Source organism: Xanthomonas sontii (genome assembly GCF_040529055.1).
GTDB classification, from domain to species: Bacteria; Pseudomonadota; Gammaproteobacteria; order Xanthomonadales; family Xanthomonadaceae; genus Xanthomonas_A; species Xanthomonas_A sontii.
Genome location: NZ_CP132342.1, coordinates 4,801,274 through 4,824,700, shown reverse-complemented (window position 1 = coordinate 4,824,700; position 23,427 = coordinate 4,801,274). Strand labels below are relative to the sequence as shown.

The following is a 23,427-nucleotide window of genomic DNA, read 5'->3' as shown; positions in this document are numbered from 1 at the left end:
TTGGGGATTGGGGATTTTTCGCGAGTGCACGGTATGTGTGGCGCCTCTGGCGACAAAAAGCCACTCCGCGATTCCACGGTGGGTGCGGCTTCAGCCCCGACAGGCGTTATCGGTAAAGCCTGTCGGCGCTGAAGCCCCTCCCACAGTGCAATCGCAACCGCCCAGCACTTGCGGAACATTTCGGGTCCCGATTTGCGGGGTTCCGAATCCCCAATCCCAAGTCCCCAATCCCGGCTTTTTAGCCCCCGCTTCAGCGCGATGCCTCACCAATAAAACAACGCTAACGCTAGCCCTGCAGGAAGCGGCCGCGCATGCAGCCATCCTGTGGGAGGGACTTCAGTCCCGACGCGATAGCGCCAAACGACGCTGCAGATTTCCCGGCACGCGGTCCGCGGCCGATGCGCTGCCTTCCTCCAGGACATCGCCGTCGCTGGAGGCATCGCACACGCGCTTGGTCAGCCGCCCTGGCCGCCGCTCCAGGTATCGCGCAACGTCACGCTGCGGTTGAACACCGGCGCGTCGGCGCGGTGGTCGTAGCGGTCGGCGACGAAATAGCCGGTGCGCTCGAACTGGAACGCCTGCTCCGGCGCGGCCTGGGCGGCGGCGGGTTCGACATAGCCGCGCACGCTGCGCTTGGAGTCGGGGTTGAGGTGGTCGCGGTAGGTCTTGCCGTCGGACTCGTCGTCCGGCTTTTCCACCGAGAACAGGCGGTCGTACAGGCGGATCTCCGCCTCCACCGCGTGCGCGGCGCTGACCCAGTGGATGGTGCCCTTGACCTTGCGGTTGGCACCCTCCATGCCCGGGCGCGATTCCGGGTCGAGCCAGCCGCGCAGTTCCACGATCTCGCCGGCGTCGTTCTTGATCACTTCGTCGACGCGGGCGATGCCGGCGCCGCGCAGGCGCACTTCGCCGCCCGGCACCAGCCGCTTCCAGCCCTTGGGCGGGACTTCGGCGAAGTCCTCGCGTTCGATCCACAGTTCGCGCGAGAACGGTACTTCGCGCGTGCCGAAGCTCTCGTCCTTGGGGTGATTGGAAAAGGTTAACGTCTCGCTGTGGCCCTCGGGCAGGTTGCTCAGCACCAGCTTCAGCGGCTCGATCACCGCCATGCGCCGCGCGGCGTGCGCGTCCAGGTCTTCGCGCAGGCAGCCTTCCAGCACCGAGAAGTCGATCACCGAGTTCTGCTTGCTGATGCCGACGCGGTCGACCAGCAGGCGCAGCGCGGCCGGCGTGTAGCCGCGGCGACGCAGGCCCTGCAGGGTGTACATGCGCGGGTCGTCCCAGCCGTCGACCAGGCCTTCGGCGACGAGTTGGGTCAGCTTGCGCTTGCTCATCACCGTGTAGTTGATGTTGAGCCGCGAGAACTCGATCTGCCGCGGTTTGGCCGCCTCGCGCGGCAGGCCCTTGTCCAGCAGCGGCTGCAGCAGTTCCGGGCGGCCGGCCAGGTCGACCTTGTCCACGCACCAGTCGTACAGCGGGCGGTGGTCCTCGAACTCCAGCGTGCACAGCGAGTGGGTGATGCCTTCCACCGCATCGCCCAGCGAATGCGCGAAGTCGTACATCGGGTAGATAGGCCAGGCGTTGCCGGTGTTCTGGTGCTCGACGTGCTTGATCCGATACAGCGCCGGGTCGCGCAGGTTGATGTTGCCGCTGCTCATGTCGATCTTGGCGCGCAGGGTGCGCGCACCGTCCGGGAACTCGCCGGCGCGCATGCGCCGGAACAGGTCCAGGTTCTCCTCGACGCTGCGGGTGCGGTAGGGCGAATCGCGGCCCGGCTCGGTGAGGGTGCCGCGGTATTCGCGCACCTGCTCGGCGGAGAGGTCGCAGACGAAGGCGTGGCCGTCGCGGATCAGCTTCTCGGCGGCCAGGTAGTACACCTCGAAATAGTCCGAGGCGTGGCGCAGCTCGGCCCAGTCGAAGCCCAGCCAGCGCACGTCGTCCTGGATCGCGGCGACGAATTCGGGATCTTCCTTGGCCGGGTTGGTGTCGTCGAAGCGCAGGTTGCAGCGCCCGCCGAATTCGGCAGCGATGCCGAAGTCCAGGCAGATCGCCTTGGCGTGGCCGATGTGCAGGTAGCCGTTGGGCTCGGGCGGGAAGCGGGTGCGCACAACCGTGTGCTTGCCGCTGGCCAGGTCCTCGCGGACGATCTGGCGGATGAAGTCTTTCTTCTCGGCCGGGGCGGAGGCGTCGGTGGCGGGGGTGTCGGACATGCGCGCGTCAACAAATTGGGTGCGCAACAGTCTACTCGGGTCAACAAACGTTGACCCTATGTTGACGTTTGTTGACGCTGGGGGCTCGGTTCGGCTGGCTGCGACCGGCGTCCCCAGCGTACTCTGCCGATCTCCCTTTGCGAGAACGCGCCATGCCTTTGCTCAGCCTCGTTATCGGCGCCCAGACCCTGTCTGCGAGCGTGCGGCGCGTCTCCCGTGCCGTCGCCAATGTCGCTGTGTACGGCTGAGGGGCCGACCATGCAGATCGCCTATCGCGCCCAGCACCTGATCGATGCGCACCTGGCCAAGCACGCGCTGGAGGATGCCGGCATCACCGCCTTTGTGTTCGGCGAGGCCCTGCTCGGTGGCGCCGGCGAACTGCCGTTCGGCGTGGTCCAGGTCTGCGTGGCCGACGAACTGCTGGAAAAGGCCCAGGAAGTGCTGATGGCATTGGGCTTGGGCGGCCAGGTGACGCGGGCGATGTAGGTGTGGGGCTGGGATTGGGGAGTCGGGATTGGGGATTGGCAAAAGCGGGGGGCTGCCGTTGCGAATCCCCAATCCCTAATCCCCAATCCCGGCCGTCAGCCATCCCGGCGGCGCGGCATCCGCCACGGCCAGCGCGCGCAGGCGCTTGAACAGCACCACGGTCTCGGCCACGTTCCAGACCCGCAGGGCGACTTCGAAGGTGTCCAGCGGCTTGGTCAGGAAATCCTTGGCGCCCAGGCCGAGGGCGCGGTGACGGGCACTGCGGCTCGGGTCGGCGGTGAGCACGATCACCGGCAGGAAACTGGACGGGCCGGCCAGGCGCGCCAGTTGTTCCAGGATCGCGTAGCCGTCCAGCTCCGGCATCATCAGGTCGAGCAGGATCAGGTCCGGCGCGAATGCAGCGACCAGGCCCAGCACCCGCTGCGGGTCGGTGGTCGCCACCACCTGGCGGAAGCCTTCGCGCTGCAGCAGTTCTTCGAGCAGGCGGACGTTGGCCGGTTCGTCGTCAATGATCAGGATGCGCGCGGCGAGGACATCGTTGCGGGTCATGCGAGGTGTCGGTCCAGAACGGAGAAGAAGTCGGCCACGTCCAGCGGCTTGGTCAGGTAGGCACGCACGGGATCGCCCTGCACGCGGGCCAGCGTGGTCGCGGTGGCATCGGCGCTGATCACCACCACCGGGATCGCCGCGGTGTGCGGCTGCGCGCGCAGCGCCTGCAGCAGGTCCTCGCCGTTGCCGTCGCTCAGGTGCAGGTCGAGCAGGATCAGGTCGGGCGTGGCCTGCTGCAGATGCGCGCGCGCCTGCGCCAGGCTGGCGGCCTCGTGCAGGCGCCAGTGCGGGCGGCGTTCGACCAGGGTGCGGATCAGCGCCTGGTTGGACGGGTTGTCCTCCACGCTCAGCAACTGGCGCTGGATCCCGCTCGCCGTCGTCGCCATCACGGCGGGGTCAGGCAGTGCCGCTGCCTGTGGGCGGTCCAGCGGCAGCGCGATCGTGAACCGCGATCCGTCCGCGCCGCTGTCCACGGCGATGCGCCCGCCCATCGCCTCGGTCAGGCGCTTGCTCAGCGCCAGGCCAAGGCCGGTGCCCTCGATCGCCGAGCGCTCGGCGCCGAGCCGCTCGAACGGCGTGAACAAGCGTTCCACCTGCGTCGGCGTCAGACCGTGGCCCTGGTCGTGCACGCTCAGCGCCAGGGACTGGCCTTCGGGCGTCGCGCTCACCCACACCGCGCCACCCGGACGGTTGAACTTGATCGCGTTGGACAGCAGGTTGATCAGCACCTGGCGCAGGCGCTGCGGGTCGGCGCGCACGGTCCACTCCGGCGGCAACTGCGGTGGCCGCAGCACGATGCCCCGCGCCTGCGCCTCCGGTGCGACCAGGCCCAGCGCCTCTTCCAGTGCGGCATGCACCGGCACCGGGCGCGGGCTCAGGTCGAGCTGGTCGGCCTCGATGCGGGCGATGTCCAGCAGTTCGGTGATCAGTCCCAGCAGGTGCCGGCCGGCGCCGAGGATGTGCTGCAGGTGGTCGCGCTGCGCCGCGCCCGGCAGGTCCATCTCCAGCACCTGCGCGTAACCGAGGATGGCGTTGAGCGGCGTACGCAGTTCGTGGCTGCTGCGCGAGAGGAATTCGGTCTTGGCGCGGTTGGCGCTCTCGGCCTCGCGGCGCGCCGACTGCGCTTCCTCGGCGCGCGCGGCGAGCAGGGTGCTGGCCTGCTGCAGGCGCTGCGCGACCTGGCCCAGTTCGTCGCCGGCCGGCGGCTGCGGCGCCAGCGGCCGGCCGTCGCCGAGGCGGTCGGCATTGGCCGAGAGCTGGCGCAGGCGCCGCGACAGCGACGAGGCGAACCAGGCCACCGCGAGCACCGCGCCGAGCCCGCCCAGCATCGCCGCGCACAGGGTGATCAGCAGGTTGCGCTGGCGCAGCGCCTGCGCCTTGGCGGTACGCACCTGCAACTGCGCGGTCTCGTAGTTGCGCAGCTCGCGCAGTTCCGCACGCAGGATGTCGAGGGTGACCTTGCCCTCGCGCAGTTGGCGGATCTCTTCCTCGCGGCTCAGGTCCGGCGCCAGCAGCCGCCGCCAGCCCTGCATCTTCTCCTCGAACAGTGGCTGGATGCGGGCGAAGCGCTGCGCCTGCAGCGGATCGGTGATGCGCTGCGACAGGCGCTGCACCACGGTCTTCAGCCGCGGCTCGGCGTCGCGGTACGGGGTCAGGAACGCGTCCTGGCGCACCAGCCGGTAGCCGCGCACGCCGGCGGCGGTCTCTGCCAGCAACGCATGCGCTTCATGCAGGTCGCTGAGCAACTGCAGGGTGCGGCGCACGTCGTTCTCGGCGGCGATGTTCTGCCGCTCCACGCTGTAGATCGCCACCAGCGCCGCCACCAGCAGCAACAGCGGCAGCGCCACCAGCGCCAGGCTCTTGCGGGTCAGCGGCCAGTCGTTCCAGCGCCGCGCCAGCGCCCTCACAGCGCCACCCCCGCCTGCACCGCGACCACCGCGGCCTGGGTGCGGTCGGCCACCTGCAGCTTGTGCAGGATGCGCTCGACGTGGACCTTGGCGGTGCCGGCGCTGATGCCCAGTTCGGCGCCGAGCGCGGCATTGGTGAGGCCGCGCGCGAGCAGCGCCAGCACCTGCCGCTCGCGCGCGCTGAGCACGGCCAGGCGGTCGGCCTGCGCCGGTTTGCGCCGTCGCGGCGCACGCGGCGGTTCGGCCGCCAGCGGCGCCAGCAGCGCGGCGATCGCGGACAGAGCCTGCACGTCTTCCGGCGCCGGGACGGTGCGGGCGTCCCAGCCCAGGCACAGCATGCCCAGCGGCACGCCCAGCGCGGCGATCGGCAGGCACAGTTCGCCGGCCTCGTTGGCGGCATTGCCGCGCAGGCGCCAGGCCTGCGCCGGGGCCTCGACGGCGACGCTGGCGCCCGGCGGCAACGCATCGCCCTGGCTGGCCAGTACCAGGCAGCGGGCGCCCCGCACCGCCAGCACCGCGGCGTGCGGGGCCGCCACCAGGGCACTGGCCGGCACGAGTGCGTGCGCAGCGGCCTGCGCGGCATCGCCGGCCTCGCGCAGCGCCGCCGCGGCGGCGGCCACGGCTTGCCAGCGCGCGGCGTCGGCAGCGTCGCGGCGCAGCGCTTCACGCCACTGGCCTGCATTGGAGGGAGGGTGCACGGGCGCGTCTCCGATATGCCGAACGGCATATTCGAGGATATGCCGCCCAGCGGATGTTGCGCAAGCCGCCGCTGCCGATACTCGCTTCGCCCCGAGACGGCATCCCCTCAGCACACGGAGACTTCCCATGCGTCGCATCCTGTTCGCCCTGGCACTGGGCCTGACCACCACCTCCACCGCGCTGGCCGCGCCGGCGATGCACTACGACGGCCAGCCGGCGACGCCGGCCAGCAGCGCCGAACGCGAGATCGCCGGCCTGTTCGAGCGCTGGAACGCGGCGCTGGCCACCGGCAATCCGCAGCGCGTGGCCGACCTGTACGCCCGCGACGGCGTGCTGCTGCCGACCGTGTCCAACCAGGTGCGCGCCAGCCGCGCCGAGATCGAGGACTACTTCAGCCACTTCCTCGCCGCCAAGCCGCGCGGCGCCATCAACTACCGCCAGGTGCGGCTGCTCGACGACGACAGCGCGGTCGATGCCGGCGTCTACACCTTCACCCTGAACAATCCCGACGGCAGCACCCGCCAGGTGCAGGCGCGCTACACCTTCGTCTACGAAAAGCGCGACGGGCGCTGGCTGATCATCAACCACCACAGCTCGGCGATGCCGGAACCGGTCGCCGCCGCCACGGCCAGCGCCGCAGCGAAGTGAACGTCGCGTCCGTCACCGCCGCCGCGGTGGTCGGGCGCACTTGAAAGCTGACTCCGGCAGCGCCATCCACACGACATCGCCGTCGCTGCCAGGAGTCCATGCCATGTTGGGAATCGGTGCCTTCAAGCAGCGCCTGCCGCGCCCGGGCGAGAGCCTGCCGGGACGCGCGCAGCCGCTGCCGCTGCACAACCGTCACTTCGTCAACGGCCATCCCTTGCGCGATGCCTTTGCCGGCCTGGAGCAGGTGCAGTTCGGCCTGGGCTGCTTCTGGGGCGCCGAACGCAAGTTCTGGTCGCTGCCCGGCGTGTTCAGCACGGCGGTCGGCTACGCCGGCGGCGAGACGCCCAATGCCACCTATCGCGAAGTGTGCTCCGGTCAGACCGGCCACACGGAGGCGGTGCTGGTGGCGTTCGACCCGCAGACCGTGCGCTTCGAGCAGTTGCTGCAGACCTTCTGGGAAAGCCACGACCCGACCCAGGGCATGCGCCAGGGCAACGACACCGGCACCCAGTACCGCTCGGCGATCTACTGCACCACCCAGGCGCAGTACGAGGCCGCGCTGGCCAGCCGCGATGCCTACCAGCAGCGCCTGGACGCCGCCGGCTACGGCTCCATCACCACCGAGATCCGCTTCCCGGCGCCGCCGTTCTACTACGCCGAGGACGAGCACCAGCAGTATCTGGCCAAGAACCCGGGCGGCTACTGCGGCCTGGGCGGGACCGGGGTGAGTTGCCCGATCGGGCTGGAGGCCTGAACGATCGCACCTGCGCGTCGTTCGCGCAGGATGCTGTCGCCATCGAGGGTCACGGCGACCGTGGGTGACGTCTCGCCGCGAGCCCGTTACTCCGCGGCACGCGGATCGCGCGTGCTTGCGGCGGCGGACCGCAGCCGCGCCGCATAGCCGGACAACTGCAGCGCCTTGCGTGGCGACAGCTCGGCCTTGAGCCGTGCGATCGCCGCATCGCCGTCGCGGCTGCGGCCGAGCGCGTAGTCGGTGCGTGCCAGTTCCAGCGTCGCGCGTTGGCGGACCGTCAGATTGCCGAAGGGATCGAAGAACGAATCCACGCGGGTGCGGTCCTGCACGCCGGTCCAGCCGAATGCCAGCTCGGCTGGAGTTTCCTCGGCGAGCCGTGCGTAGCGCCACCGTGCTTCGGCCGGTGCGAGCTGGCCGCTCAGCAGGGCCAGGCGGGTTCGCAACAGCGCCGTTTCGGCGGCCGGCGCGTCGGCGGCGTAGGCAGCCAGGACGCGGCTCATCCATGCCCAGTCGACGTTGCCGGTCTCGGCCTGGGTGCCGAGCAGGTTGAAGGCGAGGATCGCGGCGCGCTGCGTCGCGGTGGTGGCGCGCTCGACCGCGTCCGCAGTGGGGCGCCCCAGTGTGGACGGCTGCACCAGCGCGATCGCCGGGTCGTGCGCAAGGATCGCCTCCAGGTCCGGTTTGTGGAAATAGCCCACCACCACCAGCACGGTCTTGCCCGAGTGCGCCAGCGCCGCGGCGCGGATGCGCTGGGCCTGCAGGAAGGTGCGGTACAGGTACAGACGTCGCGGCAGGTCCTGGTCGGCACGTGGCGCCGGCGTCTGCGCCCACTGCCGCACCGCGGCCACGTTCTCGGCCGCATCCGCCGCGAAGAAATCGCGCTGCAATGCGGCCTTGTCGGGGAACGACAGGAAGCCCTGGAAGCCCTGTTCGCGGCGCAGTTCCAACGGGGTGTCCAGGTCCACGCCGAAGCCGAGCCTGGCGTCCTCCACCGGCGGCATCCAGTCGATCGGGCAGAGGGCGACCGGATGCGCCGCGGCGTACGGCAGGATCACGTCCTGCACCTCGTAGGTGTATTCGTAGTAATCGCCGCGCGCCGCCTGCTCCGGCGGGCGTTCGATACAGATCGCGTCCGGCGCGAGTTGCTCCAGGAACGCGGCAAGCACGCCCGGCTGGTCGCGCTCGGAGACCAGTTGCGCCGCGTGCTCCACGCCCAGGATCGCGACCCGGGTCGGTGCCGGCGTGGCGGCCATGCCGGTGGCACTGGCGGCGGCCAGCGCCAGCGAAAACAAATAACGCGCCATCCATCCGCGCATGCGCCTTCTCCTGTCGACGTCGTGGAAGCACCCTGCTGGCGCGCTGGCATGCGTGACCGCCGTTGCGTCACGCCCGCCAAGGGTCGATCGCGACGCCGCGCTCAGCCGCCGATGGCGTACCTCACGGTGTGTGACGACAAGTGTAGTCATGCGGCGCCGCCACCGTCTGCATGACACGTGGCACTGGTCGCGCTACACGAACTCGGCCGCGAACATCTGCCGCATCTGCGCGATCTGCTCCTCGCGTTCGGGGTGCAGCAGGCGCAGGCATTCCTCGGCGAAACTGACCGGGCTGGTGCCGGGGGCGGTGATCAGGCCGCCGGCGCTGACTACGCGGCGTTCCTGATAATGCGTGCTGCCGGCGTAGACGCCGGCGTGCTCGCGCAGGAAGGCTTCGGAATTGCTGGTGTGCGGGCGGCTATCGAGCAGGCCGGCGTAGGCCAGCGCCAGGGTCGCCCCACAGATCGCCGCCACGCCGCGGCCAGCCTCCAGACGCTGCAGCAGCAGTGCGCTCAGTCCTGGAATCTCGCCGGCCTGCCAGCGGTCGCTGCCGGGCAGCAGCCACAGGTCGGCGTCCAATGGCGCCAGGTCCGACAGCGCATAGGTGGGGTGCAGCTCCAGCCCGCCGATCGAGGTGATGGGCTTGCCGTCGATGCTGGCGATCTGGATCGTGTCGCCGAACCAGGCCCGCGCTGCCGGCAGGATGGTGCCGATCTCCCAGTCCGCCACGCCGTCCACCATCACCACTGCGATCGTCGCCATTGCCTTGCCTCTGCACGCGGGGAGGCAGCATAGCCGGGAAGACGTCGCCGCTGCGCCAAACGCACGGCGACGACCGAGGGCGATGGCCGGTCATGCGGCACCCTGCCCGGAGGAGCGACGTCGCCCCGGCGTATGGTTCGACTATCCCGGGCGCCGCCCGGCCAGTCATGGTGCGGCGCGTGCACAAGCGGCCATGCAAGCGGCCATGAAGTCGATGTGGCATGCCTTGCAACCACGGTGTGCAAAAAGCATGTTACAAACCGTGCGGTCGCACCTGTGCCGGGCGAGGACGACGCACGGTGTGAAAGGGGGAGCGGAATTTCGAGATCGGAGCACGGCGCCGACGAGGCTGCGGTTCGTCGATGCCTGTGTCTTCGCCTGCGTGGTTCGATGGTTCGTATCTGGAGAACAGGTGATGAGCTTTCTCTGTCAGGGCGTCTGCAACAGTTTCGACCTCAACAAACAGATCACCGACCAGGGAAGCCGTTCGGGACGGGAAATCAGCTTCTGGCATCCGCTGGTGAGCGGCATTGGCCATGGCGAGGATTATTTCTACATTGGCCTGTACGCGACCAATAACTACGCCAATCCGCCGTCCCCATCCGGTCCGGTGGTCGTGTTGCAGGAATACGATTCCGACAAGAATCTATGCCTGAGCGCGCCCCTCGGCTTCACGACCGTATGGGAGTGCGAAGGCAACGACAGTCCCTGCAATCTCGGCATTTACAACCTGCAGGCGCCGGCCGGATACATCGCGCTCGGGTCGATCGCGGTGGCGGATTTCAATACCCCGCCAAGCCTTGCCGACTACCCGAGCCTGATGTGCGTGCGCGACGAATTCTGCCAGGTGGTCACGCTGGGCAAGGAAAACCTGATCTGGGACAACGCGGAGTCCGGCGCCGACCGCAACGTGCTGGTGTGGCAGCTTCCGTACTCCGGCGCGTGTTTCGCCCGTGGCTATCAGCGCAGCCAGGGGTATCCGACGGATATTCAGACCTTCGACCTCATGCTGCCGCCCTGACCGAGCCTGCCGCGCGCGTGTCGGGGACAGAAAAAGAGCGGCGTCGCCGCCGCTCTTTCGTTGCCGTGATGTGCGCGACGCTCAGCCGACCAGCTTTTGCCGGATCGTGTCGCGCAGGGTCTGCAGGTCCTTGGCGAAGGTGTCGATGCCGCCGGCCAGCTTTTCGGTAGCCATCGGATCGGCGGCCAGGTCGGCGGCGAAGCGCTTGGCGTCGATCGGCTCGATCTTGGCGCCGTCGGCCTGGCCGGGCGAGAGCTTGCGCGGCAGCGGGCCGTGGTCGGCGTCGAGCTTCTCCAGCAAGTCCGGCGAGATGGTCAGGCGGTCGCAGCCGGCCAGCGCTTCGATCTGCGCGGTGGAACGGAACGAGGCGCCCATGACCACGGTCTGCGAACCGCGGTGCTGCCAAGTTTCCCCATTCCCTTTTGCCCATTCCCTGCAATAAAAGAATGAGTGCCCATTAATCTCCGATCGGTCTAGTCAAATGCCGCTCGCCTTTGCTGATGCAGGGGCTAGGCTTGATAAGGAGCGCTTCGAGTAGTTCGCGCGCTACAACTCTGGCCAAGTAAAGGCCATGACGAGAAATGCACTTGTCGCTACTCCGCAAAGGGCGCTGACAAGTCGTTTGTGACTGGGTGCCAAGCGATAAGCACTGAGACAGCAAACCAGCACGGATAGAAGAAGCATCACAATCAGGAGTGAAGATTCTGCAGATGGGTACCAACTTTGTGAACATGTAGTGGTGGCTATTCCGTAGTTGTCACTCGCTAGGTCGGTCACCCCCTCTATCGACTTTGACGATGGAGGGCATACCTGCAGCAGCAATTGATGGCATAGCCAATACATGCCCGCCATCGATAAGAGGCTGGCAACTACGGCCGGTGCAAGAAGGAGCCAGCGAAGTAGAGGCTTTCCCATGGTCATATTCACGGTCCAGGCGGAAAGGAGCGCATGACTCCGGGATTGGCATAATTCTTCCAATGGAAGTAAGGAACCTTTCCATAGATTCCGCTTATGCCAAGATTGTTGTACCACATGTACTGCGTGGCGCCCGATGTAGCAGTGGAATACTTGTTTGCGAACTGTTCGGCGATCGAGTTCTCTCCCTGCCCTGAGCGGCACCCCATAAATTCAACCGGCTCACCGGGAGTCCAACCCGCTCCCTCAATAATGTACTTGACACCTTCCACGTCCAGCTTCACAGCAAGACCATCATGGCGCTGGTCGAGAACGCGGTCAGGTCCCATGTGCCCAAACACCCTGGTGACGCCTGGAATGTCAGGAGTCGCCATTGCGCCTTGGTAGAACGGATAGTCGCCAGGGTTGAAGAGGATCACCTTTCTGAGGCCAAGTGGGTCTATGGATGACACCGGATTTTCTTGCACGTAGGCATATGTATTGACGCCGCCTGCGATACCGATTGGATCTGACTGTACGTAACGTGCTGAGACGGGTCCGCCAAACCCGGCGATTAGAATGGCTAGCACGCCCCCTGCGCATTTTAGCTTGTGCATCACCGCCCTCACTGTTGCGTTGCCTTTGCGTGTTGGATGGTTTGTAGGTAGTTCGCATCCTGTGTCTTGGGTGGCATCGTCCAACCAAGCGCCTCGGCCCGATTAAACCAAAGATCGTTACTGCGTTGGAGTGCATCGAAATCCAAACGCTGTTCTGGGGGAATGGCCGCAGGCGACGGATACTTCGCCATGTACTGTTGCATTAACCTGAAGTAGGCGTTGCCCTTCTGTAGCATCGCCGCAATATCCTTGGGGTCGGCCTGCAACGCCAGGTCGGCGATCGCGATGCGTTGCTCCTGACGCTGCTGCTGCCCGTAAAACTCCATCAAGGTACTCAGCATGACTGCGACAGACTCGCGTTTGTTTAGCGGCCGCAAGTAGAGGCGGTTGGCCACGGCCTTCGGCGAGATGTTGGTTTCCTGCTCATAGCTGGCGTTGCTCTTCGTGCCAAAGCTGGTGGCCTCGATGTTGATCCACTGGCCTCGGTCGTTCCGGAACTTCGCCAGGACGTGCTCGGGCGCTGTCGCCAAGGTCATATCCAGTCCCAGCTTCTGGCCCAGAATTACAAGCAGCACCGGCATTGAGACGCAGTTGCCCTTGCGGGTCGTCAGGTAGGTTGAAAGCAGCTTATTGTGGATCGTTTTGCCGAATGGGTCGTTCAGGTCGTAACTGAAAGGGCGATAGTCATTCCACGGCCCGGCCTGGGACAGCGAGTTCACAAGCAATTCCAACTTGGACTGGCTGGTCGCATTCGTCGGAAAACGCGCCTTGATGCGAGTAGTCAGTGTGTCGAGCTGCAGCAGGGTGACAGTGGGGTCAACCTTCGAGTCGATCATGCGGTCGATAGCGAGCTTGGCCTTTGCCAAGTCGATTTCGCTCTCGGGCGTCTGCAGGAGTGCTCGGAGCTCCGTGACCGTGGCGTCCGGTGTTCGTTGCTGGCTCTGACGAGTCGCCGGCTTGGGAGGATCAGCCAAGCTCTCGCCCGATACGCCAAGCATGAGAAACGCTGCAAACAAGAGAAGTGCTGGTCGCATTCCTTTGCCCCCAAGTCCTTTGGTCATCCTAGTCTGGCCAAAGAGGACTGTCTATTGATTGTCAAACCTTATCGACCTCAGCGGATTGAGGAGCAAGTCAACTGACAGGCTATCAGCGTAAGGAATGACGCAAGGTTGGGAGTCAAGGCAAGCGCCGCATGCTCAATGCGCGAATAAAAAAGGAGCGACGTTGCCGCCGCTCCTCGGGATGATGCAAGGCGTGCGCTGCTCAGCCGGCCAGCTTGTGCCGGATCGTGTCGCGCAGCGCCTGCAGATCCTTGGCGAAGGTGTCGATGCCGCCGGCCAGCTTTTCGGTAGCCATCGGATCGGCGGCCAGGTCGGCGGCGAAGCGCTTGGCGTCGATCGGCTCGATCTTGGCGCCGTCGGCCTGGCCGGGCGAGAGCTTGCGCGGCAGCGGGCCGTGGTCGGCGTCGAGCTTCTCCAGCAAGTCCGGCGAGATGGTCAGGCGGTCGCAGCCGGCCAGCGCTTCGATCTGCGCGGTGGAACGGAACGAGGCGCCCATGACCACGGTCTGCGAACCGCGGCGCTTGAACTCGTCGTACACGCCGCGCACGAACTGCACGCCCGGGTCCTCGTCGATGGTCGCCGGGGTCTGGCCCTTGGCCACGTACCAGTCGAGGATGCGGCCGACGAAGGGCGAGATCAGGAACACGCCGGCCTCGGCGCAGGCCAGGGCCTGGGTGCGGTTGAAGATCAGGGTCAGGTTGCAGTCGATGCCGTCCTGCTGCAGCTGCCGCGCCGCCTCGATGCCTTCCCAGGTCGCGGCGACCTTGATCAGGATGCGGTCCTTGGGGATGCCGCGCTCGGCGTACATGGCGATGAACTTGTGCGCCTTGGCGATGGTGGCGGCGGTGTCGTGGGCCAGGTCGGCGTCCACCTCGGTGGACACGCGGCCGGGCACCAGCGCGCTGAGCTTGGCGCCGACGCCGATGGTCAGGCGGTCGGCGATCTCGTCGACCAGGGCGGTGTGGTCGCCGTCCTGGCCGCGCGCCCAGGCCAGTGCCTCGTCGATCAGATCGGCGTAGACCGGCAGGTCCAGCGCCTTCTTCACCAGGGTCGGATTGGTGGTGCAGTCCACCGGCTTGAGCCGCTTGATCGCGTCATAGTCGCCGGTATCGGCCACGACCACGGACAACTCGCGCAACTGGGCGAGCTTGGAGGGGGCGGAAGAGGTCATCGGTATCTCTCGGAAACGAGTGGGAACAAGGATAGGGCCGCGCACGTTAACGCGCTGCGCGCGCATTGTCGTCGTCGGCGCGCTGCACCGCGGTCACGCGCAGGCGCAGCGGGCGTCCGCCGGGCGCCTGCCAGTCGATCGACTGGCCCACGGCCAGGCCGAGCAGGGCGCTGCCGACCGGGGCCAGCACCGAGATGCGCGCATGCGCGGCATCGGCTTCGTGCGGATAGACCAGGGTCAGCTGATGGCGTTCGCCGTGCAGTTCGTCTTCGCACTCCACGCGGGAATGCATGGTGACGATGCCGGGGGGAATCTGGTCGGGCGCCATCACGGTGGCGCGGTCGAGTTCTGCGCCCAGCGCTTGCGCGGCCGGGTGCTGGTGCAAGGCAGGGGAGTCGAGCAGGGCTTCCAGGCGCGCGAGGTCGCGGCTGGAGACGATCAACGAGGGCGGCAGGCCGCTGTGGTGTTGCGAGGTCATGGACAGGCTCCGGTTGGATGGCACAACGAACGGAGGCGGCACCGCGCCGCCCCCGTTCCCATTGTGCAAGCAAGCCGGCGCCGATGCGACGTCGCGGCCGGTCGGCCTGTTCAGGCCACCTGGCGCGGCGCCTGGTCCGGCAGCGACGCCTGCGCCGGCAGCGTGAACAACTCCTCGGGCAGTGCACCGAACAGGTGCGCCAGTTGCTGCAGGAACGCGCCCATCGCCGAACTGCGCCGCCACAGCATGGCGATGCGCCGGCTCGGCCCGCCGTCGGGCGCGAACGGCAGCAGGCGCAGGTTCGGCGGATTGGCCACCGGCGGCTGCACCGCCAGCAGCGGCAGCAGGGTCACACCGACGTTGGCGGCGACCATCTGCCGCAGCGTCTCCAGGCTGGTGGCCTGGAACTCGGCTTTCTCCAGCGCGCCGGACAGGTGGCACACGTCCAGCGCCTGGTCGCGCAGACAGTGCCCGTCCTCGAGCAGCAGCAGGCGTTGCGCGTGCAGTTCGTCCATGGTCAGCGGGGTCGGCCGCCGCGCCAGCGGATGCTGCTCGGGCACCGCCAGCACGAACGGTTCCTCGAACAGGAATTCGGCATGCAATTGCTCGTCGTGCAACGGCAGCGCCAGCAGCGCCGCGTCCAGCCGGCCCTCGCGCAGGCGGGTCAGCAGCACGTCGCTCTTCTCTTCGATCAGCAGCAGTTCCAGCTGCGGGAAGCGCGCGCGGATGCGCGGGATCACATGCGGCAGCAGGTACGGGCCGAGCGTCGGAAAAATGCCCAGGCGCACGGTGCCGGCTTCCGGGTCCTGGCTGCGCCGCGCCGCCTCCTTCATCTGCTCGATCTCGGCGACGATGCCGCGCGCGCGGCTGGCGGCCTCGCGCCCGGCCGGGGTCAGCATGACCTTGCGTGGGGCGCGTTCGACCAGCGGCACGCCCAGTTCGTCCTCGAGCTTCTTGATCTGCGTGGACAGCGTCGGCTGGCTGACGAAGCAGGCCGCGGCGGCGCGTCCGAAATGCTTGTGATCGGCCAGCGCCACCAGGTATTTCAGATCACGCAGGTTCATCAGCGGGTTCCTCGGAACGCAGCAGCGGGAGGTGACGCAAGGTCACAGCATAGAGCGTGTGGCGCACATGGCGGCGAGACAGATGGACGCGCGCGGTGGAGACCGCACACCCTGGTCCCGCGCCGGCGAAGGGGCGCGGGATGGGTGCGGATCAGGCCGCTTCGGCCACGCTGCCGCTGGCGACCGGTGCGCTGTGCCGGATCAGGTGGTCGAACGCGCTCAGCGCCGCCTTGGAACCTTCGCCCATGGCGATGATGATCTGCTTGTACGGCACCGTGGTCGCGTCACCGGCGGCGAAAACACCCGGCAGCGAGGTCTGGCCGCGGTCGTCGACCACGATCTCGCCACGCGGCGACAGCGCCACCGTGCCCTGCAGCCACTCGGTGTTCGGCAGCAGCCCGATCTGCACGAAGATGCCTTCCAGCGCCACGCGATGCACATCGCCGCCGACGCGGTCCTTGTAGACCAGGCCGGTGACCTTCTGGCCGTCGCCGAGCACTTCGGTGCTCTGCGCGTTGACCAGGATGTCGACGTTGCCCAGGCTGCGCAGCTTGCGCTGCAGGACTTCGTCGGCGCGCAGCTTGCTGTCGAACTCGACCAGGGTGACGTGGCTGACGATGCCGGCCAGGTCGATCGCCGCTTCCACGCCGGAGTTGCCGCCGCCGATCACCGCCACGCGCTTGCCCTTGAACAGCGGGCCGTCGCAGTGCGGGCAGTAGGCCACGCCCTTGTTGCGGTACTGGTCTTCGCCGGGCACGTTCATCTGCCGCCAGCGCGCGCCGGTGGACAGGATCACCGTGCGGCTCTTCAGCGAGGCGCCGTTGGCCAGCTTGACCTCGACCAGGCCGTCGGCGCCGGCCGGCACCAGCTGTTCGGCGCGCTGCAGGTTCATGATGTCCACGTCGTACTGGCGCACGTGCTGCTCCAGCGCCGCGGCCATTTTCGGGCCTTCAGTCTCCTGCACGGAGATGAAGTTCTCGATCGCCATGGTGTCCAGTACCTGGCCGCCGAAGCGCTCGGCCGCCACGCCGGTGCGGATGCCCTTGCGTGCGGCGTAGATCGCCGCCGCCGCGCCGGCCGGACCGCCGCCGATCACCAGCACGTCGAACGGCGCCTTGGCCGCGATCGCCGCCGCATCGCGCTTGGCCGCGCCGGTGTCGAGCTTGGCCACGATCTGCTCCAGGGTCATGCGGCCCTGGTCGAAGACTTCGCCATTGAGGTACACGGTGGGCACCGACATGATCTGCCGCGCCTCGACCTCGTCCTGGAACAGCGCGCCGTCGATCGCCACGTGCTGGATGTTCGGATTCAGCACCGCGGCCAGGTTCAGCGCCTGCACCACGTCCGGGCAGTTCTGGCAGGACAGCGAGAAATAGGTTTCGAAGCGGTACTCGCCGGGCAGGTTGCGCACCTGCTCGATCAGCTCAGCGGTGGCCTTGGACGGATGCCCGCCGACCTGCAGCAGCGCCAGCACCAGCGAGGTGAACTCGTGGCCCATCGGCAGGCCGGCGAAGCGCAGGTGGATGTCGTGGCCGGGGCTGTTCAGCGCGAAGGAGGGCGCGCGCTCGCCGCTGTCGCGGTGCACGTCCAGGGTGATCTTGTCCGACAGCAGCACCAGGTCCTCGAGCAGGTCGAGCATCTCGCGCGACTTGGCGCCATCGTCCACCGACGCGGTGATGTGGATGGGCCGGACGACCCGCTCCAGGTAGGCCTTCAACTGGGTTTTCAGATCGGCATCCAACATGGCGGACTCCTGACGTTGGGCAAAGCGAGGGGGGGCACGCTGCCGGAGCAGCGCGCTGCGAAGAGGGGAGGAGGGATGAACCGCAGCCGGCGCCGGCGCGCGATGCCGGCTGCGGTTCACCCCCACCCCCGCCGCGAGGCGGAGATGGGAGCGCGGGCGGCTTAGATCTTGCCGACCAGGTCCAGCGACGGCTTCAGGGTCTTCTCGCCTTCCTTCCACTTGGCCGGGCAGACCTCGCCCGGGTGCGAGGCGACGAACTGCGCGGCCTTGAGCTTGCGCAGGGTCTCGGTGACGTCGCGAGCGATCGCGTTGTCGTGGATCTCGAGGGTCTTGATCACGCCTTCCGGGTTGATCACGAAGGTGCCGCGCAGGGCCAGGCCTTCTTCCTCGATGTGCACGCCGAAGGCGCGGGTCAGCTGGTGGGTCGGGTCGCCGACCAGCGGGAACTGGGCCTTGCCCACCGCCGGGGAGGTCTCGTGCCACACCTTGTGCGAGAAATGGGTGTCGGTGGTGACGATGTAGACCTCGGCGCCGATCTTCTGGAACTCGGCGTAATGCTCGGCGGCGTCTTCCACTTCGGTCGGGCAGTTGAAGGTGAAGGCGGCCGGCATGAAGATCAGCACCGACCACTTGCCCTTCAGGTCCGCGTCGGTGACTTCGATGAATTCGCCATTGCGGTAGGCGTTGGCCTTGAACGGCTGGACCTGGGTGTTGATCAAAGACGACATGGAGTTTCCTCGTGGTTGCAATAGGGGTCGGGGGATGGAACGAGGCTCATGATAGGGGGCGCCGATAGATCCCTCAAATCGATTGATGGAATTGAATAGATAGGTTTCCTCTATCGATTCCCAAGCCTGGCTCTTTGCTGCACTGCCGCGCGAACAGCGCGTCAGCCGCCCAGGGCGCATGGGCGTCGGTCCGTTCTACCACGTTGGCTTTTCCGCGCTCGCTGCGTCATCGTGACAGCGATGAATGCGCCCACCCCCGAATCCCTGCTGCGCGCGGCCTGCACCCAGGTCGAGCGTGCCGATGCCGAAGCCCTGCTGCTGCACGCCCTGCAACGCGACCGTGCGTGGCTGTTCGCGCACGCCCGCGATCCGTTGGCGGACGAGGTGGCGGATGAGTTTCAGGCGCTGCTCGCCCGGCGTGCACAGGGCGAGCCGGTGGCCTACCTGACCGGCCGGCGCGGCTTCTGGACCCTGGACCTGGCGGTCGGGCCGGCCACGCTGATCCCGCGCGCGGACACCGAGCGGCTGGTGGAACTGGCGCTGGAGCGACTGGATCCGGCGCCGGGCCGGCGCATCGCCGACCTCGGCACTGGCAGCGGCGCGATCGCCCTGGCCTTGGCCAGCGAGCGGCCCCGGGCGCAGGTGCTGGCCACCGACCTCAGTGCGGCCGCCCTGGCGATAGCGCAGGCCAATGCGCAGGCGCACGGCCTGGGCAACGTCGCCTTCGCGCATGGGCCGTGGCTGGCGCCGCTGGCCGGGCAGCGCTTCGACCTGATCGCCAGCAACCCGCCGTACATCGCCGAGGATGACCCGCACCTGCAGCAGGGCGACCTGCGCTACGAACCGGCCAGCGCCCTGGCGTCCGGTCCCGACGGCCTGGACGATCTGCGCCGGATCGTCGCCGATGCGCCGGCGCATCTGCTGCCCGGTGGTTGGCTGCTGCTGGAACACGGCTGGGACCAGGGCGCGGCGGTACGCGCGCTGCTGGAGGCGGCCGGCTTCGCGGAGGTGGCGACGTATCAGGACCTGGAGGCGCGCGACCGGGTCACGCTGGGGCAGTGGCCGGTGCTGGAAGCTTGAGTTGGCGGTCTTGACGGATAAAGCTTGGACAACGTGCTGTAACCCATGCGCTGTAAAGGATCTCGTGTAGCGCTATGCCGCAGGTATAAACAACATCGCCACTCCTTTGGTGCGCCTGCCGCCGGCGGCGTAAAGTGACCGCATGAAAACCCGAACCGCCTTGGTTGCATTCACCCTTTCCTTTGCCTTGATGACAGGATGTTCCATGACACACGGTAGCCCGAAAAAACCTGCGAAGAACCCACACCCGGTCAAGCGCTACGAAGTCATTGCCACGTCACACGCACCTGGGTCGTGGGATTCGATCATCGGTTATATTCACTACGATGTCATTAATGCGAAATGTGTGCCAATGGACTCGTTTATTGGTCAGCAGGATGTGCCAAAAATCGGGGTTCATATTGAAATGACTCCCGTGGACGACCACACGTGGAAAGGGCATTTCTACCGAGATGCCTTTCAGGATGAGGACTACTATAAGCTGGGTGTGTGCCACTGGGACGTCACCAGCGTAAGCGTCAACACGATGGTGCAAGGAGTAAGGTTCGGCTGGGGGGGGCTATTTACCGAATTGCTGCGCGACAGTCCGGAAGCAAGCTATTTCAAGAAGAGCGTATACGGGGACAAGTCTTTTGCTCCTTATGGCGCGCCTGACCTTAGCCCTAATGACCCTGAAGTGCTTCAACACCCCGATGCCTATTTTCCCGTCACCATCGCTGTCAAGGAAGTCATGCCATGAATCCCTTAAGTCAAGCACAAGCACAGGCCGATGCCGCCAATGATTCATATAAAAATCGGTCGCAGAGTGAGATTGACAGCGATACATATGTGTCCCTAAACGGCCAAAAGTATCAAATCTTTGGCTACGCGAACGATCCCATCACTGGCTTCCACGCCACGGCGTACCGCAATAGAGAAACAAAAGAGGTCATCATCGCCTACCGCGGCACCGACCCGGCGCTCTTTTCAGGCACCACTCCCGCCGAACAGAGGGACCATGCGCTGACCACGCTCCAGGACATCGCGGTGGATGCCAAGATGGTGCGCGACAGCGTCAATCCGCAGAAGGCCGCCGCCGATGCGTTCACGGCGCAGATGCTCGACAAGGCGGCCAAGTATGGCATCCCCAAGGACCACGTGACGGTCGCCGGCCACTCCCTTGGAGGGGCGTTGGCGGAAATCGAGGCCGCCAAGTACGGCTTGCACGGCGCCACCTTCAACGGCTACGGCGCGGCGGAACTGATCGATGCCCCGCCGCACCCGGGCTGCCAACTCACCAACTACCGCATGGCCGGCGATGTGGTGAGCGCGGCCAGTCCGCACATCGGCGAAGTGGTGTCGCTGGCCAGTGAAGAGGACATCCACAGCCTGCGTGCCGGCCGATACCTGGATGCGCCGCCTGGGGCGGCGGCCAATGTGCTGATCGCGATGCGGCTGGGCGATCACGGTGGTCAACAACACTTCGGCAGCCTGGGTCCGGACAACGTGAGCCAGAATCCGGACAACATGCTGGACCCCACTCGCTTCGCAGAGGCGATGCAGCGCTCTGCGGAGCATGAAGCGGCCATTGCGCAGTTCCGCAGCGACGTTACGCATCACCGCGGGGAACTGTCGCTGGCGCTGCGGCAGATGCAGGCGGGCGATGGCCAGCGCCTGCTGCCCCTCGAGATTCAGCGGCAAGTGAACGAGTACCTGACCTTGCATGCCGACCAACCCATCCGCGACCGGATTGAAGGCAACGGTGTTGTGCGGGGCGTGCAACATGGCCTGCAATCCAGTGCCGATGCCGTGCGCGCCGGCGGTCGCTACGTGCAAGCGCTTGACGAACGTATCGCGATCGTGGCGCGGGAGGGCGGGCGCCTTACCGCGCCCTTCATCCCGGTTGCGCCGCTGGCTGGACATGTGGTGGGCGAAGCCGCCCGTCTGCACGGTCAAGGTGCGGATGCGGCGGCGCGGTGGGTGGGCGGCGGGCTGGAATCGGCCAAAGGCGCCGTGGAGCGAGGCGCGCATGCGGCTGCCGACGCCGTGGTGGAGCGGATCCATGATCCTCGCTTCCAGGCGGGCGTGGCCAACGTCACCAATTACATCGTCGATGCCTATGATGGTGCGCGGGTCGCGGCGCAAACCGCCACGCAGACATATCAGCTCGGCAAGCAGGCGATCTCCGATGGGATCGATCGGACCGAACGCGCGGTGACGCAAACCTACGACGCGACCAAGCACATGGTGACCGAAGGCGCGGAGCAGGTCGGTCGCGCCGCCACCCAGGCCTACGGCGCCGCGAAGCATGTGGTGATTGAAGGCGCGGAGCAGGTTGGGCGTGCGGCCACTCAAACCTACGACGCGACCAAGCACGTGGTGACCGAAGGCGCGCAGCAGGTCGGTCGTGCCGCCACCCAGACCTACGACGCCGCGAAGCATGTGGTGACTGAAGGCGCGGAGCAGGTTGGGCGTGCGGCCACTCAAACCTACGACGCGTCCAAACACGTAGTGACCGAAGGCGTGGCGCAAGCTGGACGTGCGGCCACCAGTGCCTATGATGCGGCGAAGCAAGCGGCCGACAGCGCCGCGCGGGTTGGTACGCACGCGTACGAAGCCGCAAGACAGACCGCCACGCAGGGCATCGATGCCGCCAAGCACGCGGCGGGCAAGGCCTACGACACGCTGACCCATCCCGGGCAGTGGTTCCAGCGCAGCGCGCCGGCCCAAGCGCCTGCCGCGACGCCTGCTTCCGGCGTCCAGTCGGCGCCGTCGGCCGGACACAAGGCCGATCGTGAGCAGAACCTCGCCGCACTGCCTGCGTCCGATCAGACCATGTTCGCGCGCATCCGCAGGGACGTACCGACGCGTATCGACGATGCGCATGTCGCGCAGGCGATGCTCGGTGCCAAGCGGGCCGGCATCGCCGATGCCGACAAGATCGACCGGGTGCAGATGGCCGGCGACACGCTGTGGGTGTCCGGCACCACGCCGGGCTTCCGCGCCGCCACGGACGTGGCGCAGGCCGCTGCACCGATGCACGAGACGGTGCAGCAGGCGCAGGCGTTCAACCAGCAGCGCGCGCAGCACCTGGCCATGGAAGCGCAGCAGCGGTTGCAGGACGCCCCTGGCGGCAGAGGCGCGCCGGCGATCGGTTGATCCCGACCCCGGTTGGCCGATCGGCGCCGCGCCAGGTCCGTTCGCGGCCGGCCGTTGCTGGTCAGCGCCGCTCAAGTGGCGCGCATGGGTAGAATCGCGGTTTTCCCGCAGGAGTCGCCATGCGCACGCTGTATCCCGAGATCGAGCCGTTCGACAGCGGCATGTTGCCGGTGGACGCACGGCATACCCTGTCCTACGAACAGTGCGGCAATCCGCACGGCAAGCCGGTGGTGCTGCTGCATGGCGGTCCCGGCGGCGGCTGCAACGCCAAGATGCGTCGCTTCCACGATCCGGCCAAGTACCGCATCGTGCTGTTCGACCAGCGCGGCTCCGGCCGCTCCACGCCGCATGCCGACCTCGTCGACAACACCACCTGGGACCTGGTCGCCGATATCGAGCGGCTGCGCACGCACCTGGGCATCGACCGCTGGCAGGTGTTCGGCGGCAGCTGGGGCTCGACCCTGGCGCTGGCCTACGCGCAGAGCCATCCGGAGCGCGTCACCGAACTGGTGCTGCGCGGCATCTTCATGCTGCGTCGCTGGGAACTGGAGTGGTTCTACCAGGAAGGCGCCAGCCGCCTGTTCCCCGATGCCTGGGAGCACTACGTCGCGGCGATCCCGGCGGTGGAGCGCGCCGACCTGATCTCCGCCTTCCAACGGCGCCTGACCAGCGACGACGAGGCGACCCGCCTGGCCGCGGCCAAGGCCTGGAGCGTGTGGGAAGGCGCGACCAGCTTCCTGCACGTGGATGCCGATTTCGTCGACAGCCACGAGGACCCGCACTTCGCGCTGGCCTTCGCCCGCATCGAGAACCACTACTTCGTCAACGGCGGCTTCTTCGAGGTCGAGGACCAGTTGCTGCGCGACGCGCACCGCATCGCCGACATCCCGGGGGTGATCGTGCACGGCCGCTACGACGTGGTCTGCCCGCTGGCCAACGCCTGGGACCTGGCCAAGGCCTGGCCGAAGGCGACGCTGCAGATCACCCCGGCCTCCGGCCATTCCGCGTTCGAGCCCGAGAACGTCGACGCGTTGGTGCGCGCCACCGACGGCTTCGCCTGAGTTCGCGCGCGGCTGCGTGGAGCGTTCACGGAAGGGTGGTGC

Annotated in this window: 21 protein-coding genes and 1 pseudogene; 8 read left to right on the top strand and 14 right to left on the bottom strand. The window is 67.2% G+C overall.

Going from position 1 to position 23,427, the window contains the following annotated elements; all coding sequences use genetic code 11:
- Positions 1-455: 455 nt before the first annotated feature.
- On the bottom strand, positions 456-2,207 hold the full coding sequence (locus RAB70_RS20495; RefSeq protein ID WP_148829849.1) for a glutamine--tRNA ligase/YqeY domain fusion protein: 1,752 nt from the start codon (positions 2,205-2,207) through the stop codon (positions 456-458).
- Between the two features lie 258 nt (positions 2,208-2,465).
- On the opposite strand from RAB70_RS20495, the gene RAB70_RS20490 reads away from it, so the two are divergent.
- Positions 2,466-2,693, top strand: a complete 228-nt coding sequence (locus RAB70_RS20490) for a DUF2007 domain-containing protein (protein ID WP_017915895.1) — start codon at positions 2,466-2,468, stop codon at positions 2,691-2,693.
- A 75-nt stretch (positions 2,694-2,768) separates the two neighbouring features.
- Here RAB70_RS20490 and RAB70_RS20485 read toward each other — a convergent pair whose 3' ends face one another.
- From RAB70_RS20485 to RAB70_RS20475, 3 genes are read right to left on the bottom strand one after another with little or no spacing between them, the layout of a single operon-like run.
- Complete coding sequence (locus RAB70_RS20485; RefSeq protein ID WP_148829850.1) at positions 2,769-3,242, bottom strand: response regulator; 474 nt, start codon at positions 3,240-3,242, stop codon at positions 2,769-2,771.
- Entirely contained in the window at positions 3,239-5,149 is a 1,911-nt protein-coding gene (locus tag RAB70_RS20480) for an ATP-binding protein (RefSeq protein WP_148829851.1), read from the bottom strand. The genes RAB70_RS20485 and RAB70_RS20480 overlap by 4 nt, the downstream gene beginning before the upstream one ends.
- Positions 5,146-5,847 carry a helix-turn-helix transcriptional regulator gene (locus RAB70_RS20475; protein ID WP_148829852.1) on the bottom strand — a complete coding sequence of 234 codons (702 nt, stop codon included), beginning with the start codon at positions 5,845-5,847 and terminating at the stop codon, positions 5,146-5,148. The genes RAB70_RS20480 and RAB70_RS20475 overlap by 4 nt, the downstream gene beginning before the upstream one ends.
- A 127-nt stretch (positions 5,848-5,974) precedes the next feature.
- On the opposite strand from RAB70_RS20475, the gene RAB70_RS20470 reads away from it, so the two are divergent.
- Both RAB70_RS20470 and msrA read left to right on the top strand, forming a co-directional pair.
- Positions 5,975-6,496, top strand: a complete 522-nt coding sequence (locus tag RAB70_RS20470) for an SgcJ/EcaC family oxidoreductase (RefSeq protein ID WP_148829853.1) — start codon at positions 5,975-5,977, stop codon at positions 6,494-6,496.
- A gap of 103 nt (positions 6,497-6,599) precedes the next feature.
- Positions 6,600-7,250, top strand: a complete 651-nt coding sequence (gene msrA, locus RAB70_RS20465; RefSeq protein WP_148829854.1) for a peptide-methionine (S)-S-oxide reductase MsrA — start codon at positions 6,600-6,602, stop codon at positions 7,248-7,250.
- A gap of 86 nt (positions 7,251-7,336) precedes the next feature.
- Here msrA and RAB70_RS20460 read toward each other — a convergent pair whose 3' ends face one another.
- Complete coding sequence (locus RAB70_RS20460; RefSeq protein ID WP_148829855.1) at positions 7,337-8,566, bottom strand: hypothetical protein; 1,230 nt, start codon at positions 8,564-8,566, stop codon at positions 7,337-7,339.
- Positions 8,567-8,758: 192 nt separating this feature from the next.
- Positions 8,759-9,328 (bottom strand): type 1 glutamine amidotransferase family protein, encoded by a 570-nt coding sequence (locus tag RAB70_RS20455; protein ID WP_017915102.1) that lies wholly within the window; start codon positions 9,326-9,328, stop codon positions 8,759-8,761.
- Positions 9,329-9,743: 415 nt separating this feature from the next.
- On the opposite strand from RAB70_RS20455, the gene RAB70_RS20450 reads away from it, so the two are divergent.
- Positions 9,744-10,349 carry a Vps62-related protein gene (locus RAB70_RS20450; protein WP_152238569.1) on the top strand — a complete coding sequence of 202 codons (606 nt, stop codon included), beginning with the start codon at positions 9,744-9,746 and terminating at the stop codon, positions 10,347-10,349.
- 81 nt (positions 10,350-10,430) lie between these two features.
- Here the strand turns inward: RAB70_RS20450 and RAB70_RS20445 are convergent.
- The 8 genes and pseudogenes from RAB70_RS20445 to ahpC all read right to left on the bottom strand — a co-directional run.
- Positions 10,431-10,754, bottom strand: a pseudogene (locus RAB70_RS20445) (transaldolase family protein); the annotation flags it as partial.
- Positions 10,755-11,272: 518 nt separating this feature from the next.
- Positions 11,273-11,860 carry an RHS repeat-associated core domain-containing protein gene (locus RAB70_RS20440; protein ID WP_148829857.1) on the bottom strand — a complete coding sequence of 196 codons (588 nt, stop codon included), beginning with the start codon at positions 11,858-11,860 and terminating at the stop codon, positions 11,273-11,275.
- A gap of 8 nt (positions 11,861-11,868) precedes the next feature.
- On the bottom strand, positions 11,869-12,921 hold the full coding sequence (locus RAB70_RS20435; RefSeq protein WP_148829858.1) for a transglutaminase family protein: 1,053 nt from the start codon (positions 12,919-12,921) through the stop codon (positions 11,869-11,871).
- A gap of 202 nt (positions 12,922-13,123) precedes the next feature.
- Complete coding sequence (tal, locus tag RAB70_RS20430) at positions 13,124-14,092, bottom strand: transaldolase (RefSeq protein WP_148830473.1); 969 nt, start codon at positions 14,090-14,092, stop codon at positions 13,124-13,126.
- 46 nt (positions 14,093-14,138) lie between these two features.
- Positions 14,139-14,570 (bottom strand): nucleoside diphosphate kinase regulator, encoded by a 432-nt coding sequence (gene rnk, locus RAB70_RS20425; protein WP_017915104.1) that lies wholly within the window; start codon positions 14,568-14,570, stop codon positions 14,139-14,141.
- A gap of 110 nt (positions 14,571-14,680) precedes the next feature.
- The gene (locus RAB70_RS20420; RefSeq protein WP_017911310.1) at positions 14,681-15,634 is read right to left on the bottom strand and encodes a LysR substrate-binding domain-containing protein; all 954 of its coding nucleotides are present in this window, start codon (positions 15,632-15,634) and stop codon (positions 14,681-14,683) included.
- 151 nt (positions 15,635-15,785) lie between these two features.
- Positions 15,786-17,378 (bottom strand): alkyl hydroperoxide reductase subunit F, encoded by a 1,593-nt coding sequence (ahpF, locus tag RAB70_RS20415; RefSeq protein ID WP_148829880.1) that lies wholly within the window; start codon positions 17,376-17,378, stop codon positions 15,786-15,788.
- Between the two features lie 161 nt (positions 17,379-17,539).
- Positions 17,540-18,106 (bottom strand): alkyl hydroperoxide reductase subunit C, encoded by a 567-nt coding sequence (gene ahpC, locus RAB70_RS20410; RefSeq protein WP_010341941.1) that lies wholly within the window; start codon positions 18,104-18,106, stop codon positions 17,540-17,542.
- A gap of 240 nt (positions 18,107-18,346) precedes the next feature.
- Here ahpC and prmC point away from each other — a divergent pair, with 240 nt between their 5' ends.
- The 4 genes from prmC to pip all read left to right on the top strand — a co-directional run bounded on the left by prmC (position 18,347) and on the right by pip (position 23,385).
- Positions 18,347-19,186, top strand: a complete 840-nt coding sequence (gene prmC / locus RAB70_RS20405) for a peptide chain release factor N(5)-glutamine methyltransferase (protein WP_148829881.1) — start codon at positions 18,347-18,349, stop codon at positions 19,184-19,186.
- A 142-nt stretch (positions 19,187-19,328) separates the two neighbouring features.
- Entirely contained in the window at positions 19,329-19,925 is a 597-nt protein-coding gene (locus tag RAB70_RS20400) for a hypothetical protein (protein ID WP_223875683.1), read from the top strand.
- Entirely contained in the window at positions 19,922-22,324 is a 2,403-nt protein-coding gene (locus RAB70_RS20395) for a hypothetical protein (RefSeq protein WP_225851714.1), read from the top strand. The genes RAB70_RS20400 and RAB70_RS20395 overlap by 4 nt, the downstream gene beginning before the upstream one ends.
- A gap of 119 nt (positions 22,325-22,443) precedes the next feature.
- Positions 22,444-23,385, top strand: coding sequence for a prolyl aminopeptidase (pip, locus tag RAB70_RS20390; protein WP_148829882.1), 942 nt, complete (start codon positions 22,444-22,446; stop codon positions 23,383-23,385).
- Positions 23,386-23,427 lie beyond the last annotated feature (42 nt).